At 56.3% G+C, this 22,369-nt stretch carries 19 protein-coding genes; 7 read left to right on the top strand and 12 right to left on the bottom strand.

The window, feature by feature from the left end:
* Positions 1 to 6: 6 nt before the first annotated feature.
* The 6 genes from AQZ59_RS03370 to AQZ59_RS03345 all read right to left on the bottom strand — a co-directional run bounded on the left by AQZ59_RS03370 (position 7) and on the right by AQZ59_RS03345 (position 5,683).
* Entirely contained in the window at positions 7 to 465 is a 459-nt protein-coding gene (locus tag AQZ59_RS03370; RefSeq protein ID WP_062613131.1) for a hypothetical protein, read from the bottom strand.
* On the bottom strand, positions 456 to 1,832 hold the full coding sequence (locus AQZ59_RS03365) for a DEAD/DEAH box helicase (RefSeq protein ID WP_062613129.1): 1,377 nt from the start codon (positions 1,830 to 1,832) through the stop codon (positions 456 to 458). The genes AQZ59_RS03370 and AQZ59_RS03365 overlap by 10 nt, the downstream gene beginning before the upstream one ends.
* Entirely contained in the window at positions 1,813 to 2,091 is a 279-nt protein-coding gene (locus AQZ59_RS03360) for a VRR-NUC domain-containing protein (protein ID WP_062613128.1), read from the bottom strand. Before AQZ59_RS03360 ends, AQZ59_RS03365 begins: the two co-directional genes overlap by 20 nt.
* 135 nt (positions 2,092 to 2,226) lie before the next feature.
* Positions 2,227 to 4,488, bottom strand: a complete 2,262-nt coding sequence (locus tag AQZ59_RS03355) for a phage/plasmid primase, P4 family (protein WP_062613126.1) — start codon at positions 4,486 to 4,488, stop codon at positions 2,227 to 2,229.
* Complete coding sequence (locus AQZ59_RS03350; RefSeq protein ID WP_062613124.1) at positions 4,485 to 4,922, bottom strand: DUF7768 domain-containing protein; 438 nt, start codon at positions 4,920 to 4,922, stop codon at positions 4,485 to 4,487. The genes AQZ59_RS03355 and AQZ59_RS03350 overlap by 4 nt, the downstream gene beginning before the upstream one ends.
* Entirely contained in the window at positions 4,919 to 5,683 is a 765-nt protein-coding gene (locus AQZ59_RS03345) for a phage antirepressor (RefSeq protein ID WP_062613122.1), read from the bottom strand. The genes AQZ59_RS03350 and AQZ59_RS03345 overlap by 4 nt, the downstream gene beginning before the upstream one ends.
* Positions 5,684 to 6,163: 480 nt before the next feature.
* Between AQZ59_RS03345 and AQZ59_RS03340 the strand changes: the two genes are divergently transcribed.
* Complete coding sequence (locus AQZ59_RS03340; protein ID WP_062613120.1) at positions 6,164 to 7,108, top strand: Abi family protein; 945 nt, start codon at positions 6,164 to 6,166, stop codon at positions 7,106 to 7,108.
* Here the strand turns inward: AQZ59_RS03340 and AQZ59_RS03335 are convergent.
* The 6 genes from AQZ59_RS03335 to AQZ59_RS03310 form a co-directional block, all read right to left on the bottom strand.
* Entirely contained in the window at positions 7,105 to 9,072 is a 1,968-nt protein-coding gene (locus AQZ59_RS03335; protein ID WP_062613119.1) for a DNA polymerase, read from the bottom strand. The genes AQZ59_RS03340 and AQZ59_RS03335 overlap by 4 nt on opposite strands.
* A 77-nt stretch (positions 9,073 to 9,149) precedes the next feature.
* The gene (locus AQZ59_RS03330) at positions 9,150 to 9,704 is read right to left on the bottom strand and encodes a DUF2815 family protein (protein WP_062613117.1); all 555 of its coding nucleotides are present in this window, start codon (positions 9,702 to 9,704) and stop codon (positions 9,150 to 9,152) included.
* Between the two features lie 22 nt (positions 9,705 to 9,726).
* Complete coding sequence (locus AQZ59_RS03325; RefSeq protein WP_062613115.1) at positions 9,727 to 10,863, bottom strand: DUF2800 domain-containing protein; 1,137 nt, start codon at positions 10,861 to 10,863, stop codon at positions 9,727 to 9,729.
* Positions 10,850 to 11,143: a hypothetical protein gene (locus AQZ59_RS03320; protein ID WP_162839028.1), complete on the bottom strand. Its 294-nt coding sequence runs from the start codon at positions 11,141 to 11,143 to the stop codon at positions 10,850 to 10,852. Before AQZ59_RS03320 ends, AQZ59_RS03325 begins: the two co-directional genes overlap by 14 nt.
* A 138-nt stretch (positions 11,144 to 11,281) precedes the next feature.
* Complete coding sequence (locus AQZ59_RS03315) at positions 11,282 to 11,518, bottom strand: hypothetical protein (RefSeq protein ID WP_062613111.1); 237 nt, start codon at positions 11,516 to 11,518, stop codon at positions 11,282 to 11,284.
* An 18-nt stretch (positions 11,519 to 11,536) separates the two neighbouring features.
* On the bottom strand, positions 11,537 to 12,214 hold the full coding sequence (locus tag AQZ59_RS03310) for a sigma factor-like helix-turn-helix DNA-binding protein (protein ID WP_143037061.1): 678 nt from the start codon (positions 12,212 to 12,214) through the stop codon (positions 11,537 to 11,539).
* Positions 12,215 to 12,945: 731 nt separating this feature from the next.
* Here AQZ59_RS03310 and AQZ59_RS09070 point away from each other — a divergent pair.
* The 6 genes from AQZ59_RS09070 to AQZ59_RS03280 are packed head-to-tail and all read left to right on the top strand — an operon-like array spanning position 12,946 to position 22,230.
* Complete coding sequence (locus AQZ59_RS09070; RefSeq protein WP_071129489.1) at positions 12,946 to 13,794, top strand: NBR1-Ig-like domain-containing protein; 849 nt, start codon at positions 12,946 to 12,948, stop codon at positions 13,792 to 13,794.
* 2 nt (positions 13,795 to 13,796) lie between these two features.
* Positions 13,797 to 14,030 (top strand): helix-turn-helix domain-containing protein, encoded by a 234-nt coding sequence (locus AQZ59_RS03300; protein ID WP_236698649.1) that lies wholly within the window; start codon positions 13,797 to 13,799, stop codon positions 14,028 to 14,030.
* Positions 14,030 to 15,988: a site-specific DNA-methyltransferase gene (locus AQZ59_RS03295; protein ID WP_062613106.1), complete on the top strand. Its 1,959-nt coding sequence runs from the start codon at positions 14,030 to 14,032 to the stop codon at positions 15,986 to 15,988. The genes AQZ59_RS03300 and AQZ59_RS03295 overlap by 1 nt, the downstream gene beginning before the upstream one ends.
* 12 nt (positions 15,989 to 16,000) lie before the next feature.
* Positions 16,001 to 18,643, top strand: coding sequence for a DEAD/DEAH box helicase family protein (locus AQZ59_RS03290; protein ID WP_062613104.1), 2,643 nt, complete (start codon positions 16,001 to 16,003; stop codon positions 18,641 to 18,643).
* 31 nt (positions 18,644 to 18,674) lie between these two features.
* Entirely contained in the window at positions 18,675 to 19,595 is a 921-nt protein-coding gene (locus tag AQZ59_RS03285) for a HamA C-terminal domain-containing protein (RefSeq protein ID WP_062613102.1), read from the top strand.
* Positions 19,588 to 22,230 carry a DEAD/DEAH box helicase gene (locus AQZ59_RS03280; RefSeq protein WP_233187376.1) on the top strand — a complete coding sequence of 881 codons (2,643 nt, stop codon included), beginning with the start codon at positions 19,588 to 19,590 and terminating at the stop codon, positions 22,228 to 22,230. The genes AQZ59_RS03285 and AQZ59_RS03280 overlap by 8 nt, the downstream gene beginning before the upstream one ends.
* The last annotated feature ends 139 nt before the right edge of the window (positions 22,231 to 22,369 follow it).

Here is a 22,369-nt window from a genome sequence, read left to right as displayed (position 1 = left end):
CTAACGCTAGAGCTGTCCATACAAGGCGGTGGCGAACCTGTCGAGGGCCCGGTTCTTGCGCCGATAGACCGTGTCACGCTCGACGTAGAAATGATCGGCGATCATCGACACCTTCTCATCTTGCGTCCCCTCGCTGAGGAAGAAGCCTTCGAGGATGAAGCGGTCGTCTTCAGCGATGACTTCCCACGCAGGCAAGAACCAGTCCATGTACTGGCGAGCCTGCAGGTAGCGAGCCTTGTACGCATCTATTCGCTCGATCGTTGCCACGATCCTGTTCTCGGACGCGTGCAGATCACCCGAGGGCGGTGTGCCGTCCATGCGCGGTGATGCGGGGCTAGCTGCATCAGCATAAGCCGCCTTGATCTGCTCGTCGGTACTCTCGATGATCTGTTCCATCACCGCATAATCCTGCAGCGCAGCGATCGCAGCTTTCCTTGTGTCGAGGTATTTCGTCATCACATGCATGAGCGTGTCCTTTCAGTGGTTGTTTGGATTTCTTGTGCGACCGCGTCAATCAACGCAGCCTGCGTAGCATCTTTCGTATCAAGGGCTTTGAGCACGGCTTCATCGAGCGTCCCTTCCGCAACAAGATGCGTGATCGTGACCGGCTCTAACTGTCCTTGCCGATACAAGCGAGCGTTCGTCTGTTGATAGAGCTCCAGGCTCCAGGTCAGTGAGAACCACACCAACAGATGCCCACCTGACTGGAGGTTCAATCCGTGGCCAGCGCTCGCGGGGTGGATCAAGCCGAGGGTGATCTCACCTTTGTTCCATGCCTCGATCTCCGCGCTTGTTTTCAGTTCGCGAGCCTGCGGGAAGCGGGCGGTGATACGCTCGCGGTCATGGGCGAACCAGTACGCCGCCAGCAACGGGCTGCCGTTGGCTGCCTCAACAAGGTCTTCGAGAGCGTCGAGCTTGCGATCATGAGCCGCAGTCCATTGACCGTCGCTGGTGTAGATCGCGCCCGACGCTAACTGCAGGAGCTTGCCCGACAACGCAGCAGCGTTCGCAGCGTCAATCGTCGCCCCATCAAGGTCGAGGACAAGATCAGATTTCAACTGCTCATACACGCGTCGTTCTTTCGGCTCCAGCACCACAGACATTGTCGTCACCGTCAATTCCGGTAGCTGAAGGTGGTCGGTGGTTCGCATCGACAACGTCATGTCACCAATCGCAACGTAGATCTCATCCTCAGCACCCGCGCGGGGCTTATAGGTGAACACCTGCATCCCGTTGCGCTTATCGGGCACGAACCAACGCTCGCGATAACGAGTGATAAACCGGCCCAAACGCTGACCGCCGTCGAGGAGCCGGAACTGCGCCCACACATCCATCAGTCCATTTGCTGCAGGCGTGCCGGTCAGGCCAACCCAGCGCTTAACGTGCGGCCGCATTTTCACCAGCGCCGTGAACCGCTTCGCCCGGTGGTTTTTGAAGCTGGAGAGTTCGTCGATGATGACCATGTCGAACGGCCAGCTACCCCCGAGTTGGTTCACCAACCATGGAATGTTTTCCCGGTTGATGACGGTCACCATCGCAGACGCCGCAAGAGCGTTCAGCCGATCTCGCTTGGTTCCGACAGCGACTGCTACGGTGAGCCCTTCAAGGTGATCCCACTTGGCTACTTCTGCAGGCCACGTATCGCGGGCAACTCGCAACGGAGCGACGACCAATACGCGGTGGATGGTGAAGTAGTCGAGCATGAGCTGCCAGATCGCCGTCAACGTGATCACCGATTTGCCCAAGCCCATCCCGAGAAAGATTGCTGCCTCGTCGTGGTCGATGATGTATTGGGTTGCGGTGGTTTGGTAGTTATGCGGCTGATAGTGCATCAAGCACCTCCTGTATGCCGTCCACCGAATCGACAACCAATGCGGTGAAGCCTTGCTCGCGCAGTTGGTTCATCCGACGCTGCTGGATTGGCCTGGGTTGTTTGCCTGCTGCTTTGAGCTCGACGAAAACAGCCCGGCTGTCCATCAGGCATATCCGGTCAGGTACGCCGCTGGTTCCAGGGCAGACGAGCTTCCAGCACAAGCCGCCAGAGGCTTCGACGGCTTTCTTCAGTTGGTGTTCTATGGTTCGTTCGTTCATGGTCACTCCTTGAGTTCGCTTGTAGGGGTGACGGCATGTGACGAGTCGTTCCTAACCTTTTATATAGAGAAAAACACAAAGTAATTTCACATGCGTAAGGTAGGGAATGGCTCGTCACAGCTCGTCATCATGGGGTTAGCTGCCGAACTCGGATGCGATCGCGAGCCCGTAGACGTACATGCCGTGTTTGGTCTTTTTCCGCACGAATCCGGCTTGTTCGACAGCAGCGTTGAAGTCGACCATCGGGCGCGCCCATCCTGAGGTGTTTTGTGCCCACGCTCGATACGTCTGGTAGAGGTCACCGGCACGCTCTGATAAGCCGTTCTCGACGTCGCATGAGTCTTCAAGGAACTGGGAGAACCAGTCGTTGTCTTCCTTATAGGCCTGTGAGGCTTGAACGACCTGAGGCGGCGGAGTGAGCTTGTAGCCCTCACTGTGAATGAGGTGCGCTCCCTCCATGATCCAGGAAAGGATCGCCCCGCCAGCGTGTTCATAGAGGTGGTCGGCGTAGTTCTTCACGTCCGTATCGCCTTCGATGGTGGCGTTGAACGGGATGACGATGAGCCTGCGCCAGATGCCTGCGTCCATGGCTCCCACACGCGGTAGATGGTTCGTGTAGAGCACGAGCGTGTGGGAGGGGGTGAAGGCGAAGGGGTCCTTGAACTTTTTCTCTGCCGAGATCTGATCGGTTGAGGCCAGCTGTTTGACGTTCGAGGTTGATAGGCGCATGCCTTCTTCGGTTTCAGCCGCGATCAAGAGACGTTTGCCTCTGGCTTCTGCGAGTTCGGGTTTGACGTTGCGGCGTACCCCGACCGTGAGCGCGTCAGCTGAGATCGTGCCCGAATACGTCCCCAACACGCGGGCGATCGTGTTCCAAAACGTGGATTTGCCGTTTCGTCCGTCCCCGTAGGCGATGACGAGGGCTTCGACGAAAACCTGACCGATAGCCGCCAACCCCACAATGCGCTGCACATAACCAATCAACTCAGGATCTCCTTGGAAGAACACGTCGAGCGCGTCGGCCCAAATCTGTGCGCCCTCATCGCCGGGGCTGACAGCGGTCTGCTTGGTCAGCAGATCGGCTGGGTTGTGCCTGTGACTACTACCGTCGCGCAGATCCCAGGTACCTGCCGGGGTGTTGAGCAGGTAGGGGTCGACGTCAAGGTCACGGATACGCACCTGCAAGATCGGCCCGGCTTCTTTCAACGTGGCCGTGATGTTGCGTGACAAACGCCGAGATAGAACGAACTTGTGGTAGTTCTTTGCCTCATCCCACGCCCGGAACGCGGTCGCTTGCACAGGCGTGAGCTTGGCGATGCCGCGTGCTTTCGACGAGGCGGAGGCCATGACGATATCTGCGCCGGTTGCTGTCATGGTCTCCCACGTGGACGCGATCAAGCGGTCGGCTTCCTCGAGCTGGCGGGAGGTCAGTTCTTGAACGACGCCTTGTGCGGATAAGTCGTTCTCGTCCCACACGCCATGGTCGTAGACGAGCCACTTGGTGGCGAGCGAGTAGCGGATCTTGTTCGCATACTCGCCAGCTAATGTGTCTGCCTGACCGACATCGGAAAAATCATCCGGACGCAAACCCGCCAACGCCTCATAAGCCTCTGGCGGCAGATAGCCTGGATCAGCAGCGACCTTCGAAGCAAACCTGCACGCGCTATTCCAAATCGCCTGTAATTCGCCCTCGCTGAGCGGTGGTTCGCAAAGGTTGGCTTTGCGATCGAAGAGGTCTCGTGCTTGGTCGGTATCGCCGTAGCGGATGAGGACCCTGCCTGCGAAGCGCGACAACGTAGCGTTGCGCGAGCCTTCACCAATCACGAGTGTGGAGGCATCAAATGCGGCGAACACGTCGATCTCGTCAGCGTCGTCCAACCATGCATTGAGGAGCTGATCGCCCTCATGCACCGTAACTTGTGGGTTAGAGGTGCCGTAGATGAAGCGTCCTGCGTCAAGAGCGTTGCGATCGAAGAAAGCAAACCGCGACGCGAGGCGGTGTTTCAATCCTGCGTATTCGTCTGCGCCTTGTACTTCTCGGATTGGGAAATAAACGTGGAAACGCGGCCGCGCAGACAACACACCCTTCGCCTTCATGTGATTACGAGACGTGGCGGCCATGAACTCCACACCCGCCATCACCTCGCCAAGCTTCTCAGGCGTGACCCACTCGGCCGGAGTTTCGGTGTGATCGTTGTCGATATCCATCACCACGCAGTCCGAGGCTATGAAGGCTGCAGTTGAGCGGCGATCATTCGCATAGGTTGCGGCCACATGATCAAAGGCAGCGGCTGCCGATAGCAAGGCCGCGTCAGTAACCCGGTGCCTGTTTGGGTAGTGGTTATTGTTCTGCACGCCGGTAACCGTGGCAGCAAACAGAGTGAAGGGCGTGGTCATGGGGTGACCTCCTTGAAATCAGAATCGAAAAACTTAATCGGCAACTCGAGGTCGCGTGCCCAGCCGATCTCTAGGCGCATGCCAGGGCTGACGTGTCCGACATATGCCCAGAGGGCTTCGCATTTGGCGAGCAGCACACGGTTGAAAAACATCGCCAGCTCCCGCTGATCAAAATCGGCGTCATCCATAAACTGCGGGAACAGCAGGTGTGGGGCGAAGGGGATCTTGCCCGCGCCCACTGCAAATCCACAGAATTGGCGGGCGAGCTCAACGTTCGCTTCCGTGTCGCCCGAGTAGGGCGAGCAGATATAGACGAGCGGACGATATCCGAACTGCTCGCGCTGCAGCTTTTTGAGCGCGTGGTAGCTCGTCAGATCCAGATAGCCTTCGGTGTTCTTCTTCGAAAACCCAATATCGAGTGTCGTGGCGCTCATGCTTGCACCTGACCCTCACGCTCAATGACCGGGAGGATGCCGAGCTGGTTCTTGAGCAGGTCGTAGATGAACAAGCGTCCCTTTTGCGTCCAGTACATGTGGGTGCGGGTCTGGCCTTCGCCGTATTCGTGGGTCTTTGACTGGGTGTATCCCTGCTCGGCGTACTTGGCGTAGAGGAACCACCGGCCAGACTGATGGAACTGCACGTGAGCATCACGCAGAATGCGGTTGAGCTTCTTCGCGGAAAGTCCGTAGTCCTTCGCAATCGCCGTCGTCGTCAACAACGAATCGGACTGCAGCACGAGGTCGTAGTACGAGACTTTCGGTGCCGCTTCAAGCAAGGCTTGCTCTGCTGCCAGGCGCTTGGCCCGTTCCGCACGCAGCGTGGCGATGGCATGCTCGAGGAACTCATCGTCAGCGAGGAGTTCGTCGTATGCGTACATGCCGTGGCGGCGAATCGTCGGCAACACCTCATCGAACACCCAGGCTTCGAACTTCTGTGCTGCCGGGAGCTTTGAAGAGATGATGAGGCGGTAGAGGTCGCCTTCGGTAATGAAGCGGACCTGCTGGAGTCCGCCAGCGGTCTCAAGGGGGTGGTAATTTGCCACCCCCTTGCAGTGCAGCTTCACCGCGTTCGTCGGATCCTGGTAGCCGAGCGCGGTGGCGACGTCCTTGCCGCAGAAAAGGATCTGACCATCAGTGGTGATGGTGCGAATGGTGCCGAACACGTCGTTGGTAAATGTTTGAATCTGGTTTCCCATGGCGGGGTTCCTTCCCGAGACCCCGTCGAGAAAAAGTCGTGCCGGTCGACACAAGGAGTTAAGGGCCTCACCCCACTGCCGACGAACCCGAAAGTGTTAAATCACGGGTACTCAATCGCTTCTCGTTCTGGCACGATTGGTGTTGAAGCCCCGGTGGAGCGCTATCTGTTAGAGCCATCTGCAGGTATTCTCGCCGGGGCATAGACAAATTTCTCGAGTGCTCTGTGTGGAAGAACCATCATTCTCTTGCTACAGCGGTGCCGACACGGTGGTCTTTTAGACAACATGACCGGTTCCGCTGCCCGCCTCGGTGGGAGCGCAGGGTCGGTTCTCGTTTCTTAGTGGTCTTGGATAAGCTTTCTTCTCTGATGGTGATACTTTGCCGTGTTCTTGATTCTGTCGTTGTTTTCGCGGTATAGTGATTGCCACTAGTACCGGCTCGCTTGTATCGGTTTCCGAGACAGGTCAGAGCCGGTCTTCATGTTTTTGGAAGCAGGTGGGCTGGTGGTCGATAAACCGTGGGCCAGTATCGATGAGCAAATCAATATCCTCACTCGTCGTGGCCTATTGGATGCCGGTGATTACCGCCGCGAGTTATCTACTGTCGGCTATTACCGGCTTTCGGGATACTCCTACCCGCTGCGCCAGCCAGCTCCCGAAGGCTCACCTCGGCGGCGTTTAGATCGTTTCGTTCCCGGCACACGTATGCATCACGCGATTGAGCTGTACGAGTTTGACGAACAACTGCGTCTTGCTGTGTGGCGGGCGCTATGCAAGCTGGAGGTGTGCCTGCGAGTTGACGTGGGGCACGTGCTGGGTGAGATCGATCCGTTCATTCACCTCGACCTCGAACGGATTTGGCCGTCAGGCGCAATGCATCGCCGCGCAGTACTGTTCACGCAGAAGCTAGCCCAAACGCAGTCGCGCTCTACAGAAGATTTCGTCACGCATTACAACCAGACCCACGACGGTCGTTTGCCGGTGTGGGTGGCCACCGAGATTCTTGAGTTCGGACAACTCGTGACCCTGTTTTCGTTGGCTCCCTTCGAACAGCGTCGTCGCATTGCTGACAAGTACTTGGCACGTGCCGACGAGTTGGAATCATGGATGCGCACCGTGAATTTCGTTCGTAACGTATGCGCTCACCACGCCAGACTATGGAACAGGCGACTCGTCATCCGTCCGTTGGTCAGACACCGCCGCAGTGACCAAACGCTATCGGCCGTGACACATTCTTCAGGACGTATGTACACCGCGTTGGTGCTCACCGCATTCCTCCTGCGACGAGGAAATTTCACCGCTGAAATACAGGCCATCAGCGACGTCCTAGACAGTTTCCCCACCGAAATTCCTGGCGTCGATCTAACGCACATAGGTGCCAGCCCCAGCTGGAAACAAGATCCCATCTGGACAATCAACAGCTAATCCTTACGGTAATAGGCGCACTCATACCCATCCGCGTCCAACGGTAATCCTTTGGCCCATGCTGGGAGGGTGGACATGAGTTTGCACGCGTCAGCAACGGTGAAGCCCGAGTTTGTGAGTTCGTCGATGACGATTTCGTCGTGAACATGCATCACAATCTTGTGCCCTGCCTTGGCGACTGCGTGCATGCCAACCACGAGTAGGTCACGGGCGATTGCTTGGACGATGTTCTCGACGAGTTTGCCTCCGTAGGTTTCGAGCTGTCCCCAGCGCCGTGCCGTGGTGGTTCCGGTGTAGGTGATGGATGTCCCACCCCAACGGTTCTCGCCTAAGCGTGGCTGGATGTAGGAAAGCCGTCTTCCCGAGGGCAGCTTGATGAAGAGGATCCCGGACTCGACGCTAAACCGCAGGTTACGGAGCCGGATCGGCTGGCGCGAGGTGATCGCAGCGATGGCTGCTTCTTCAACGTCTGCCCAGAGCTGGACGATGTGTGGGTTGGCGGCCCGCCATGCGTCGACGATAGGTTTGAGCTCGTGCTCGGCGAGTCCCATGGTAAGTGCTCCCATAGCTTTGAGCGCTCCGACGGAGCCGCCATAACCACAGGCGAGCACCGCGATCTTCCCCTTCTGTCGAAGCTCACCATTAACGCCGTGCTTCTCGACTGGGACGCCGAACATACGGCTCGCGGTTTCGCAGTAGAGGTCTTTGCCCTCACGGAAGGCTTGAAGGGTGGTGGTTTCTCCTGCGAGCCATGCGATGACACGCGCCTCAATCGCAGAAAAGTCCGCGACGATAAACCTGTGCCCAGGTGAAGGGATAAACGCGGTACGGATGAGTTGGCTGAGGGTGTCGGGCACGGACTCGTAGAGCAGCTCAAGTGCGTCGAGGTTGCCTGTTCTGACGAGTGTTCGTGCTTGGTCGAGGTCAGGCAGATAGTTCCTTGGGAGGTTTTGGACTTGGACGAGGCGTCCGGCGAAGCGCCCGGTACGACCCGCTCCATAGAATTGGATGAGTCCGCGTGCCCGATCATCGGATCCGGTGACGTTTTGCATCGCCTGGTATTTCTTCACGCTCGATTTCGCCAAGTCGCCGCGCAGTTCGAGGACTTCTTTCACCTCGCCAGTGGCGGTATCGAGGGCGGCATGGACGTCGGCTTTCGCTAGTGATTCGAGTTCGCAGCCGTGACCACGGAGCCATTGTTTGAGCTGGATGGGCGAGTTCGGATTCTCCAACCCAGTCAATGTCTGTGCCCGAGCGAGTGTCGCGTTGCGGTGGTGTTCATCCACGGCGACAGCGTTGTCCACGAGCGTGTGGTCGAGAAGAATCCCGGCATCGTTGATGGCTTGGTCGAGGGCGTAGGTGTCCCACTCGTCATCGGACATCGGAAATGATGCGAGCCGCTCGTGGATGGCTTGTTCGACTTCGACGTCGCGCCGGTTGTAATCAATGAAATGTGCCCACCCGGTCGGGTCAGCTGATGGTGGGTTCCTGTGTTTGCCACCGTTGAGGACTGAGGGTGTGGCGGGTGTGCAGAACTGCTTGATCAGCTTGCGCCCCGCAGAATCTTTTTGGACGTCGAGTTTGAGGACGGCGGCAACCGCGTCGAGGCTCATTGGCAGACCGAGGTAGGCGGACCAGATCATCGTGCACCGCCACTGCCTTGGGTCAAGAAACCCCTCGTCGAGAAGCTCGGGATGATGAGTGCGTAGCCAGGCAGACAGGCAGACTCGTTCGAAAGCGGCGTTATGCGCCCACTTGACCACACCCGAATCCACCAAAGCCGCCAGCACCTCGTCGGGCATTGATTGTCCGCCTGCGAGATCCACCACTTTGACTGGTCCACCGTCGACCGAATATCCGAAGAGAAGCAGCTCGAAGGCTGGGTGCTCGGCATACGGGTAAACACCCGTCTTGGCGAGTTGGACGGGGCTGAAAGATTCAATATCGCAGAAGAGTGTTCGCATGACGGGGTTCCTTTCACACAGAGGAAAAGTGGAGGGAACCAACAAGATGTGCTGATTCCCTCCACGTGTGGGGATGATTAGTTTAGGAAGTCGTCATCAGCGGCGAAGGCACCGAAGTCAGTCTCAGCGCTCACGCGCCCACCGCCAAGGCTCTCGCCGTCACGGGTCTTTTGAATGTTCCCGAGCCCGCAGGCGATACCGCGGTTGCCGTTCGTGTTAAACGCATAGAAGGACAGGGATACGCGCGCGTAGCAGCCCGAGTACACCTCGGCGCGATCCAGGATCGGGGCGACGCTCTGATCGACGATCTGCGGAGCGGTCAGCGAGTTGGCGTTGAGGAAGTAGGCGCCCTTGTAGGCTTCGTCGTCGCGCTCAATATCTCCGTCACGCAACGGGAGCTTGAGGGCGGCCTTGTTGGGTCGCTTACCACCAAACTTGGCCGTCCCGGCGTCGATCGCGGCGTCGATGGCCTTCTCGATCGCGGCAATGGTGGCGGTGTCGGACTTGGGGATGATCAGGGAGACGGAGTACTTGGGTTTGCCTCCCTGGATGGAGTTCGGCTCCCACACATGCGCATAGCTGAGGCGAACTTCGCCGGTGACGATACGGGTCGGATTAGTTGTAGTTGTCATGATCTTTTCTGCTTTCTACTTGTTACTTGTTGGGTTGAAAATCGGTGGCCGCACTCACCAGATCAAGCGCTGGCCGTTTATCGGATGCAGGGACCAATGTGGGTTTGCCTGCAGGTTTGGTCACGAGATCACCGAGGATCTCGTTGAAGGCGGGTTTACCCATCAGCTTTTCCATGGCTGTGAGGGTGATGAGCTTGCGATCCCAGATGTCCCTATAACCAGCCGCCTCAGCCGCCGCAGCGACGTCTTTCTCGGAGGTGTATTTGCGTACCGACCTGCCTGCGACGAGCTTGAACCCCTCAAAGACCACACCCTGATTGACAGCCTTGGAAAGCGCGTAGGCTTCCACGTCGGATGCCCACGTTTTGAGCTGCGGAATCCTCGTGAGCACGTCAGCAATCTCCGCATCACTCAGCTCGGCCGGTGGGACGAACTCGAGCTTGGCAAGTTGAAGGTTGGCTTCGGCTCGTGCTCGACACGTTGGCGCGATACGACAGAACTGACACCACGAGCCCGGACAAAACTCACCCTCACCAGCCGAGGCCAGCTCAGCTTTCGGTTTCACCTCGGTTTCAGCCCACTGTTCGAGCTCGGCAACAGAGATTTCCCAGGTGTCGACGTTCGCCCGGCGCGGCTGATAGATCGTCACTGATACCGTCTCGATGTCGTACAGGCTCCCGAAAGCGTGGAGCGCACCGAGCGCATACAGCATCAACTGCGGGTTGTTCACGGCTTCAACCAACACGCCTTGCCCGTATTTGAGATCAATGATCTGCAAGGTGGGTTCGGCGATGATCACGCAATCCCCGGTGCCAAAACTGCCAGGAACAATGTGGGAGAAGTCCAGGCGCTGTTCGATCAGCACCTGCGGATCGCCACAGGTCTCCTGGGCGATGGAGATGTGTTCTTGCACAAACGACACATAGTCGTCGGTCAAGGTTTCCATCTCGTCATCAATCCAGGCCGAGACCGGACGCTTCGAGCGCTGCTTGAGAGCCCTGCGGAGTTTGTGCTCCGCCAAGGCATGAGCGGCGGTTCCTTGCTCAGCAGCAGCAGACGTTGACTCCGGCTCATCCGATTCGAGCCGAGCTGAAGGTGTGCAGTTGAGCCACCTGTGTGCCCCAGATGCCGAGAGGAGGGCGTGGTCAGACGGTGTCATTAGCAATCTCCTTCGCCTGTTCGAGCAGCCAGCCGAACTTCGACGGATCCACCGCTGAGAGCTTGTCCGCACCAGCCTCGACGATCAGCTCACGAACCTTTGCGGTGTGGCCTTGCGCTGAGAGCTCGGAAAGAAAAGCACGTACTTCTTCGAGCGCCACTACCGGTTCAGGTTCAACCTCCGGCTCGTCCGCGAGTAGTTCTGGCTGGCTGTGCACAGCTGGGATGGTTTCGAAGGGTTCCTTGATCTGCAGGGCAAGCTCTGGGCGTTCACCAGGCATTCCTGCGTGGTCTTCGAAACTCTCCTCAACGATCTGCTGAGCCCGCGCAAACGATCTGCTGAGCCCGCGCAAGCAAATCGGCGAGCGACCGCAGCGCCTGGTTCCCATCACGAATAAAGGCATTGAGCTGTGACATCATCATTTGGACTCACCCGTCTTGAGAGCATCAGCCAATGCCATGAGGTCGTCATCGGTGTTTTCGGTGATGTCGATCTGCTTGACCGAATCACCAGGAACAAGAATCATGACTTTGCGCGGGCTACCAAGCAGTAGGCGCATGAACCGTTCACGCAGCGTCACGTTCTTAGTTGCGACGATTCCGGGGTCGTCAGGGATACGCCGGGCAATATGAAGCTTGAGACTATGTCGAGCCATCGGGCTTACCTTTCTTCCTCATTTGTGGGAGTAGCCCGGTTGGCTTCTCCCTTTCACCCCACTGCCGACACCACCGAAAGTGTTAAATCGGGCATCCTCAACCGCCTGTCGAATCAGCGGTTTTACCTCTGCCACTAGCTGCGATACCCGAGCACGGGTCAACCCCATATCGCGTGCCACCTGCGCCTGATTGAGCTTGTCGGTTGCAAGAAGGCGCGTCATCACCTCATGATGCTGAGGATCCAAACCAGCGATGACGCCACGCATAGCCTCGAGCTCACGGGTGTGCTCGACGCTGTCCTCGCGTTCGATGACCTGGTCTTCAGCGCTGATACCCGGTGAAGCTGGATCAAGGTCGATGTCGAGCATCTGCTCATACGAAAACGGCTTGTTATTCGGGACGCGGCATCCACGTCGAGGACCGCACTCAGCCCCGCACGTGCATGTCTTCTTACCCTTGCCGCGATCGGCGCGAACCGCCTTATGCGTGGCCGCTTCTTCTGCGTTCCACAACTCGTCGAGAATCTTCTGCGGTGTGCGGGGCTTGACCTGGTTGAGTGGAACACCAGTTGTGGCGGCGCGTTGCTGGCGGTCGGTTGCGATCATGAGAGCGAACTCGCCAGGGTCAATGTCGAAAGTGTCAGTGATGGACTCGTTCTTGTTGTTATCTGCTTCGTGCCTGAAGGTGACCTTCATCGAAGGATCTCCATTTCTCCGGGAATCCCGGTGATGTGGAGACCTGATCTGTTTGGCTCAGATCACTAGTGAGAACTGCTAGGAAGACGACAAAGGCGAGCCACCCCACACGCCCCTCAGCAAAGAGGGGTTGGGTGAGGTGACCCGCCGAGCGCTCCCAGAGCAGGTCTCACTAGTGATTTGTTTGTCTAACCCCCACGGCCTGCACCCGCCATAGGGCTTGCTCATCCGCCAGATGAGCTCCCGAACAATCACGCTCAGGCTTGGAGAACGTCAGTGCCGGTGGCCACCAGCACTACCGTCCCCACCCACCCGGTCCGAACTGTGTCGAAACCGAGTGGGCTGTGTACGACTACTTGCCGCGCTTGGACGGCTTAGTCTGCGCTAATGCCGAGGCGGCAACGGACTTGGTCCGCGCCGAAGAACGGCCATCGCGCAGCACAGCTGATGCCTTGCGTGCCACAGCACGCGATGTCTGCTTACGGTTCCTACCCACGCTCTTCACCTCCTTCGCTCTCGCTACGACACCCACCACCACTTGGTGCGTGTTCATGAGCGTTCGCGCGAGTCGGCGTGCGATAATGAGATGACAGTTGCTCGTCTCGTCGGCTCGTGTTTTGCTCACATACTCATCAAACGCTGTGGTTTTGGGACTTCAGATCGGTGAGGGAAGCAAAAACTGGGACTTCTGGGACTAGTTTTGGGACTCGGCATAGAGGAGCGTGACGCATATGGGTTTGCCCGAGTTTTGTCGCGCTGTTTATAAGCGGAAGAGTCCCATCACTAACCAGGCAAAATTCGTCCAAGCCGTATTCCAACACGCTGGCAGCGCAGAGCGGTTAGATGACGAGTACGCACGCAAGATCTTCACCGGAGCAAAACCGATCTCCGAACCGCAATACGAATCATTTTCAACGCCGGTGAACAAGAAATCTTTGCATGATTTCCTTCTTAGCCACCTGAGGCCCCTCCCAAGCACGAAGCGCACGTTGGATGATCGTTGCCAAGAAGTCGGCAAAGACGCCGGGCTGCCCTCAACCCTCACTATCGAACCAGAAGCGTTCATTTGGGCACTCACAGATTGGTTCGACGCGATCATCCACGATCCAAACCATTGCGATGTCCTCGAACACTGCTACCGACTTCGCCTTGAAGGCCAGGAACCAGACGAGATCAACCCTGCACCGCAGCCGCTCTATCAAGGAGATCGCGTCGACGTGACGGAACCGCCCGCACTGCAAAAACACAAGCCAGGATTTTGGGCCGAGTTCACTCACACATGGACACTGCGCAACGTTGGCAGCATCGACTGGACCAGTCGGACACTCGTCTGTACGAATCCAACAGACCCGCGAATACGACCCGTCGGCACCAAACAAATCGCCATTCCTGAAAGCCCGCCAGCGACAAGAAAGTTCATCAAGATTTCTTGCACGTTTCGGGCGCAAGGCTATGAAGGGGCGGCCTCAAGCCACTGGGAAATGCGCAACCAGGAAGGCGAGAACTGCTTCCCTCAAGCGACTACAACATTCAATGTCGATGCCACAGTTATTAACCCGGATCTTCACTCGACAAGGTAGGGATGATGAGCGAAGCTGAATTAGAAAACTGGGTCACCATGAAAGAAGCACAAGCTCACCTCGGTGTGCGCCGGGAAACCATCACGAAATGGATCGTGACGCACAATCTTCCCGCCTACAAAGTCGGCAGGGTCTGGAAATTCAAACTCTCAGAAATCGACGAATGGGTCCGCACCGGTCAAGCCGCAGAAGAACCACATCCCAACAACACTCACGAGCCTAAGGAGGAACGCTAATGCCAGAACTGAACTGGGTCGGCAAAGACAAGGTGATCACCAACCACCTCGACGTTCCCTACCGCGTCCTCGACCGCCAATACTCCTACAACGAGCACGGGCAGCATCAGGAGGATAACGGCTCCCAGAACATGATTATTCACGGTGACAACCTCGAAGCCCTCAAAGCGCTCCTGCCTCGCTATGAAGGAAAAGTCGACTGTATCTACATCGATCCTCCCTATAACACAGGCAACGAAGGCTGGATCTACAACGACGCCGTCAACGACCCACGAATCAAGAAATGGCTCGGTGAAGTCGTCGGCAAAGAAGGCGAAGACCTCTCCCGCCATGACAAGTGGTTGTGCATGATGTACCCGCGCCTGCGCCTGCTGCAGCGGCTGCTTGCACCGACTGGTGCTATTTTTATTTCGATCGACGACAATGAGGCTGCCCACCTGAAGGCTATGTGTGACGAGATCTTTGGGGCTCGTTGTTTCGTGGCTGATATTTCGTGGCAGCGCACCTATTCGACCCGTAACGATTCCAAAGGAATCCCTGCCGAGGTTGAGCACTTATTCGCGTTCTCCAAACAGCCCGACTGGAACCCCAACAAGCTCGAACGCACAGCCGAAATGGATGATAAGTACAGTAATCCTGACGGCGATAGGACTGCTTGGACGAGCTCAGATGCATTCGCTCCGGGAGCAGCTACACACCAGGGCATGGTCTACGCGATTCAACACCCATTTACGGGAGCAATGATCTATCCGGGCACTGGGAATTGTTGGCGTTATGAACAACCGGAGATGTTCCGCATATTTTCTGGTTGGACTGCCTATGAGTTGAAGGATCTCGATGACGCTGCGAAGCGCGCACGGGTGTGTGGCGTACCTGCTGATGAAGTGAAGCCCGGCGTTTTGGGTCTCGTATTAGCGAAACCGTTGGAGGAAGCTCAAGCCGATGCGCGCGCAGTGTATGAACGCGGCCAGTGGCCTCGCTTCTACTTCACCAAAGGCGGCGAAGGTGGCGTCCGTCGCAAGACATACCTCGATAGTGTGGGTGGGCTGCTACCGACGAACTTCTGGCCATACGAGGTTGCCGGTCATACGGATGAGGCGAAGAAGGAGATCCGTGCGATCTTTGACGGCCGTGTCGCGTTTGATACTCCGAAGCCAACCCGGCTCATCGAACGGATCTTGAAGATCGCAACTAAACCGGGGGACATCGTCCTCGACTCATTTGCGGGGTCTGGTACGACGGGCCATGCAGTGCTCAACGTCAACAAGTCCGATAAAGGCGAGCGTTCATTTATCCTTGTCGAGCTAGGTGATTATGCCGACTCGGTGACTGCTGAGCGTGTCCGTCGCGCGATCACTGGCTACAAGGGCGAGTCAGAAGAATCGATCACGCTGTACGAGCACAAGCTCACGTTGACGGCGATGAAGAAAGCCGACGGCCTGCTCGCCGAGGCAAACAAAATCTACCAGGAAGCTCAGGGCAAATACACCAAGGTCTCCCGCCCGAAGATCACCACGAAAGTGACAGGTAAATCGGGTAGCTCCTATCTACAAGTTGTCGCCACACAGTCTCACGACCATGACGTTTCGGGTACGGGAGGTGACTTCTCCTTCTATGAGCTTGGCGCGCCGCTTCTTGTTGATGGTGACTTGAACCCAGACGTGCCGTTGGATCGAGTGTGCGAATACATCTGGTTCACCGAGACAGGACAGGCGTTCTCGAATCCGACCAGTGCTCATCCGTATTTCTTAGGACGGCATGAGGATGCGTCGTTGTTTTTCGTGTATGAGCCGGATCGTGTGACGAGTTTGGATCGTGGCTATCTGGCTTCTATCCCGATCGAGTGTGCGGCTAGTTCGTATGTGATTTATGCCGATACCTGTTTGTTGTCGGATGAGGAGCTGCGCTCGCTGAATATCACGTTCAAGAAGATCCCTCGGGATATCACCCGTCTCTAAGGAGTGTTGGTCATGGAGTTGAAGAAGTATCAAAACCGGGTGATTGCCGATCTGGAGGATTACCTCACCCAGCTTAACGAGCAGCCCACTCTGAGCGAGGCTTTCAAGATGTTTTGGGAGTCTCGCCAGATTGAGGTTGGCACCCTGCAGATGCCGGGCTACCAGAATGTGATCGATGGTGTTCCGCACGTGTGTTACAAGGTCCCAACTGGTGGTGGGAAGACGTTTTTGGCGTGTGCGTCGGTGAAGCCGATTTTTGAGGCTTTGCCGCCGACGCGGAAACAGGCTGTGGTGTGGCTGGTGCCGTCGGATTCGATTTTGACGCAGACGTTGGCGGCGTTGAAGAATTCCTCGCACCCGTATCGGCAGAAGTTGAATACTGATTTTGGTGGCCGGGTTGAGGTGTATTCGAAGGAAGAGCTGCTGGCGGGGCAGAATTTCAGCCCGTCGACGGTGGCTGAGCAGTTGTCGGTGATGGTGCTCTCGTATGACTCGTTCCGCTCACGGACAAAGGACGGGCGCAAGGCATACCAGGCCAATGGGAATCTGGCGTCGTTCTCGACTGCGTTTGGTGCCCCGGAGCAGCTGATCGAGAACGCGGATGAGACGGCTTTGTTTCAGGTGATTAACCAGTTGAATCCGGTGGTGATCGTGGATGAGTCGCATCACGCGACGAGCACGTTAAGCCAAGAGATGCTCACGAATTTTAACCCAGCGTTCATTCTTGATTTGACCGCGACCCCGAAGCGGCAAGCGAACGTGATCTCGTATGTGGATGCGCTCTCGCTCAAGAACGAGAGCATGGTTAAACTTCCGGTCATTGCGTATAACCGGTCCTCGCAAAAGGATGTTGTTACGGATGCGATCGATCTTCGCCGTTCTCTAGAGGTCGCTGCTACACAGCAGTATGAAAGTGGTGGCGCTTATATTCGCCCGATCGTGTTGTTCCAGGCTCAGCCGAAGACGAGCGAGGATGCGACTTCGTTTGAGCGGCTGCGTGACAAGCTGGTTAAGGCTGGTATTCCTGCAGAGCAGATCGCGATCAAGACCGCCGACGTAAACGAGCTCAAGGGCGTGGATCTGCTCAGCGAGGAGTGTCCGATCAGGTTCATCATCACCGTGAACGCGTTGAAGGAAGGTTGGGACTGCCCCTTCGCCTACATTCTGGCGTCGTTGGCGAACAAAACCAGCCAGGTTGATGTTGAACAGATCCTTGGCCGTGTTCTGCGCCAACCCCACGCGAAGAAGCAGCCGAATACGTTGTTAAACATGAGTTACGTGTTGACCTCCTCGAACGATTTCGGCGTCACGCTCAAACAGATCGTTGCAGGGCTCAACAGTGCCGGATTCTCCAAGCGCGACTTCCGTACAGCCGATCAAGTAGCTTTCGACTTCACTGGTGCGAACCAGTCCAGCAAACCTGCCCCTACGTCGTCAGACTCAGTGGAAGGTATGGACGTTGAAGAGTTTCTGGAGTTCGATGAAGAACAGGTTGCAGCGGATTTAGATGCGCGAGAAGAATCCGCTAGTTCACCAGAGCCTTCGCCGGATCTGACGGTTGCTTCGATGATCGAGCAGGCGGCTCAGCAGGGTGCGGACTATGAGCAGGAGGCCGAAGAAGCCGCCCAGATGGGTGAGGGCTTCGTGCCTTCGGATTTGGAGGATGCTGTGGACACGAGCTTCGTGAACCCCGAATTCGCTGACGAGATCGAAACCCTTCGCCTTCCCCAATTCGTCATTCAAGAACCCGGATCAGCATTGTTCCCGACCGCTCATGAGGGATACAACGAGCTCAAGCACGAGGCACTAGCCGGTGACTTCGACTTGGCTACGAAAGACATCGATATCGACTTGTCGACGGCCGATGAGCAGATGTACAAGATTGACGTGCGAAAAGACTCAGAGGTTCCTAAAGCCTTCCGGATGTCGAGTACCGACCAGAAATTCATGCGCGAACACTTCTCGAAACTGAGCATCGAAGGACAAAAACGTAACACGGCTGAAGCGATCTACCAACGGATCAAACCGATCAATTCGATCACTGACTCTGACCTGCGGGCATACATCGTGCGGACGGTTGAGGCCTTCGGCACCGAGCAGCTGCTGACCTATCAAGAGCACCCGCATGCGGTAGCAAGCAAGGTCAAGCAGAAAATTGACGGTCTTTTGGAAGCGCATAAGGTCAAGCGGTTCTATGAGGACATCGAGACCCGACGCGTTGATGTTCAACAACTCTATGCGTTCCCGAAAGCGATCCAGCCCATTCATGCTTCCTCCCTGATTGGCGGCTCCCTGTATGGGGCCGAAGACAAGATGAATGGCTTTGAGCTCGAACTCGCTGGTCGCTTCTCTGGAATGGACAACGTTCGCTGGTGGCACCGTGTCATTGAACGCAAGGGCTTTTGTCTCAATGGTCCGTTCAACCACTACCCAGATTTTGTCGTGATGACCGCTAGCGGCACCATCGTGGTTGTCGAGACCAAGGGTGAGCATTTGAAGAACGACGATTCTAACCGCAAGATTAGGCTCGGGCGGGCGTGGGCGAACATGTCTGGCAATGGCTATCGCTACTACATGGTCTTCGAAGATGGCGTCACTCCACCGGACGGGGCGGTTACTTTGTCGGAGCTCGTGCGTATCCTCGAAAAGCTGTAGGCGGGAAGGACACCTTTTGGGAGAATACGAGATGGCACAGGCGACAATCACATCAACGCTGCGCGGTGACACGTTTGCGTCCACGTTCACCGAGGTGGCGCATTCGAACACGTTAGGTCTTCGAAACGACGAACAGTTACGCCTGTTCCATCTGTCTGTCCAAAACAACCGCTTCGACCACACAGCCCTCGTCAAGTTCCTCAAACGAAACGTTGGACGCTACGTCTTCTCGCGCGCCGAATACGAAGGCTATAAGCAGCGAGACGATCTCGAAGAAGTCGCTCTCGACGCTGTGAGCCGGATGCGTTCACAACAAGACGGCATGGGGCTGGGCGAAATCTTGCTCTACGTCCTGCTCGAACAAATTCTCGAAGCACCCAAAGTGCTGAGCAAGATCGAGCTCAACCAGGCCCGAGGCCAGATCCACAGCCGCTGCGACGCCATCCACCTGCTCACACCAGACGGTCAGCGAACCACCAGCAGTATCGTGTTTGGAACCTCCAGCGTGGTCGGCAACATTGGGGATGCCATCACTGCAGCATTCGACCGCGTCGTAGACATCGAGCAGAACCGCTCAGACGAGGTTCAGCTCGCTGAGAATACCGTGTTCACCAAGACCCTCGACGCAGCGACCGCAGGCTACGTGAAGGATCTGTTGATCCCGAAGCCGGGTGGGGCACCCGGGTTCGATACCGCTTATTCGATGTTTCTGGGTTACGACATTGGTCTAGATCCGAAAAACTATGGCAATCAGCAGTATCGGTCTGCGCTCGATCAGAAAATGCAGGGAGATATCGCCGCGCACGCCCAAATGATCGCCAACGAGATCAACACCCGAAACCTAGATAACTACTCGTTCTACATTTACGTTTTGCCCCTCAATGAAGTAGACGTTGACGCGGTCGCAATCATGGATGGGCTCGTGGGCGGGCAAGGTGGTAGCCATGTCTGACAAGCAAGTAACAGTCGGCGATCTCGTATTTGCCGACATCGACTCCAACGAATTCCTCAAACAGCTGTACGCCAACCTGCTCCACAACTACGGTTTACATCGATTAGGGCTGGCGAATCGTCAACCATACGACGTGGATCTTGAAGCAGCGCTGCGGTTCGCTGACCTGCTCTCGAAATCAACCCACCCCACCAACCGTGACCAGCATAGGGTATGGGCGCAAGAAATCGCGCTCCTCTGCCACATCCTGTATCCGAATGATCCCCGCACGAAAGCATACGTTCCTGCAATCTTCACCACGCTAGGCAACTACCCAGGCCTGAAGCAGCTGGGCGTGACTTCCGATGCAGGCATCCTCGACGCCGCATTCAACGCCTACCAAGCCGAATACCTCACCGTACCCGGTGATAGGTCGATGAAGTTCTTCGCGCCGCAAAAGAAAATCTACGACCGCCTCACTGACGGCAAGTTTTCCTTCTCAGCCCCAACATCCTTGGGCAAGTCCTTCATCATGCGCACCTTCATCACCAACCAGATCAAATCCGGGGTGAAGGCCAACTTTGCGATCATCGTGCCGTCAAAAGCGCTGATCAACGAGACGCGCTCGAAACTGATCGCTGACCTTGGCGAAGACCTAGAACGACACAACTACCGAATCGTCAGTGCTGCAGGTGACATCGTGCTCGAAGGCGATCACAACTTCATCTTCGTACTCACCCCAGAACGCCTGCTTTACCTTCTGATCGGCAAACCTGCGATCGAATTCGAGTACATCTTTTTCGACGAATCACACAAACTCTCAGGCAAGAACAGCCGCGCCCCGTTCTACTACCAAACCGTGACAATCCTTCAACACCGCCACAAGCCACCACACTTCGTCTTCGCTTCACCCAACATTCCCAACCCAGAGGTATTCCTAAGGCTGGTTGATCCAAACTCTGACGAAAATGAAACCAACGCGGTCGCAACCCAGTATTCGCCAGTCGCACAGTTCAAATACCTCGTCAACCTGCACGAAAACACCATTTCCAGTTACAACGACCACACCCAAGAATTCACGCACCTAGCCTCACTTCAAGCTCAGGACGCTACCGTACAGGGCATAACCCGATTTGTTAGTGAATCATCACGAGGTTCAGATCACCGTGGGCAAACCATCGTGTTTCATTCTGCCCGACATCACGCAGTGCAAGCGGCACGTGACTATGCCCAGGGTTTGGCAGACCTCAACGATAAAGACTTGGACGCTCTCGCAAAAGACATCGAACGCGACGTCCACGAGGACTACTACCTCAGCGATCTCATCCGTAGAGGCGTCAGCTACCACATCGGCTACCTCCCACCAGCAATCCGCGAACGCATCGAAGGCCTGTTCCGCGAAGGCAAAATCTCGACACTATTTTGTACCAGCACGCTTCTAGAAGGAGTCAACCTTCCCGCCGACAACCTCGTCATCACAACCAACAAAATCGGCAGAGCAGGAATGACAACAGTCGACTTCAAGAACCTGATCGGCCGAGTCGGACGTATCGAGTTCAACCTCTACGGCAACGTATTCATCATCGTGGGCAACCAACTTGCATCCGAGCAAAAGGCAAAGGAACTCCTGCAAGCGAACGTTCCTGCACAGACGCTATCCGTGCAAACCGACTCACAAATTATCAGCAAGAAAATGAAGCAAGGAGTCGTTGCTGATCTTCAAGAAGGACAGATCGAGTTCGCCAAGGGAGATGAAAGCTACGAGCGCTACAACATGAAGCGCAAATTCGGACTCATGCTCTTACGCGACATCACCACAGGACGTCAAAGCCTGGTGCGTGAAGAATTCTCCGACTACCTCGACGACCAAACCATCAGCCGAATCCGAGAGTCCTTCGCGCAAAGAGAAGGGCAACAAGACGACGACATCAACGTATCTGTCGACCAAGCAGAATCCTTAACTCAAGCTGTCCGAGCCGGACTCAAATACCCGCGCATCTCTCCAGACGGGAAGTTCAACTACGACGAAACTCTCGCGTTTCTCGAAAGGCTCGCCTCAATCTTCAAATGGCGCGTCTACGACCCCGAAACACTCGGAAAAACAGATAAGTACGGCAACCAGCTCACGATGCTGCGCTGGTACACCGTATTGCTTACACAATGGATGGAAGGTCACGGACTCCGTTCGATCATGAACCGTGCCCTCCAGTACCGCCTGCAACAAGGAACGCTCTACATCAAAGGGCAAGGAGAGATCCGTTACGAGAACACGCTCCAGCACCGCAACATCGTCATCAGTGAAATCCTGAAAGTTCTTGAAGACGTCATCCTCTTCAGCCTGTCGAACTACTTCCTCAAATTCTCCAACGAATACAAGAAGGTCCACGGAGTAGAGCAGTTCGACAACGACTGGTACGAATACGTCGAGTACGGCACGACGAAACAGAAAACCATCCTTCTCCAACGGCTGGGATTCACCCGCGAGAGCGCCACCTACATTCGAACCAACGTTTCCAATGCAATCTTCCTTCACGAAGGAAAGCCCCACCTGAACCCGATTCTTCTCGAAAGCTCGAACATCAACGTCCGCAAAGAAGCCAACGAAATCAGATACAACGTGCCAGAAGCCTTCTCGATGCCAGATTTTATGTTCTAGCCCCCGCACTAGGTACCCGCTAACGCAAGCACTCGCCCAGACCCCCTTGGCTTCAAACGGACGCCACCCCAGTGGGCGTTACAGCGACGACCGTCGGATCGCCAAACCTCCAGCGAAGTAGCGAGCAGCCCCAGAAACA

The sequence above is a fragment of the Trueperella bernardiae genome (assembly GCF_001469025.1).
Classification (GTDB): Bacteria; Actinomycetota; Actinomycetes; order Actinomycetales; family Actinomycetaceae; genus Trueperella; species Trueperella bernardiae.
Note: the sequence above shows the minus strand (reverse complement) of the source record. Positions and strands in the feature narration are given on the sequence as shown.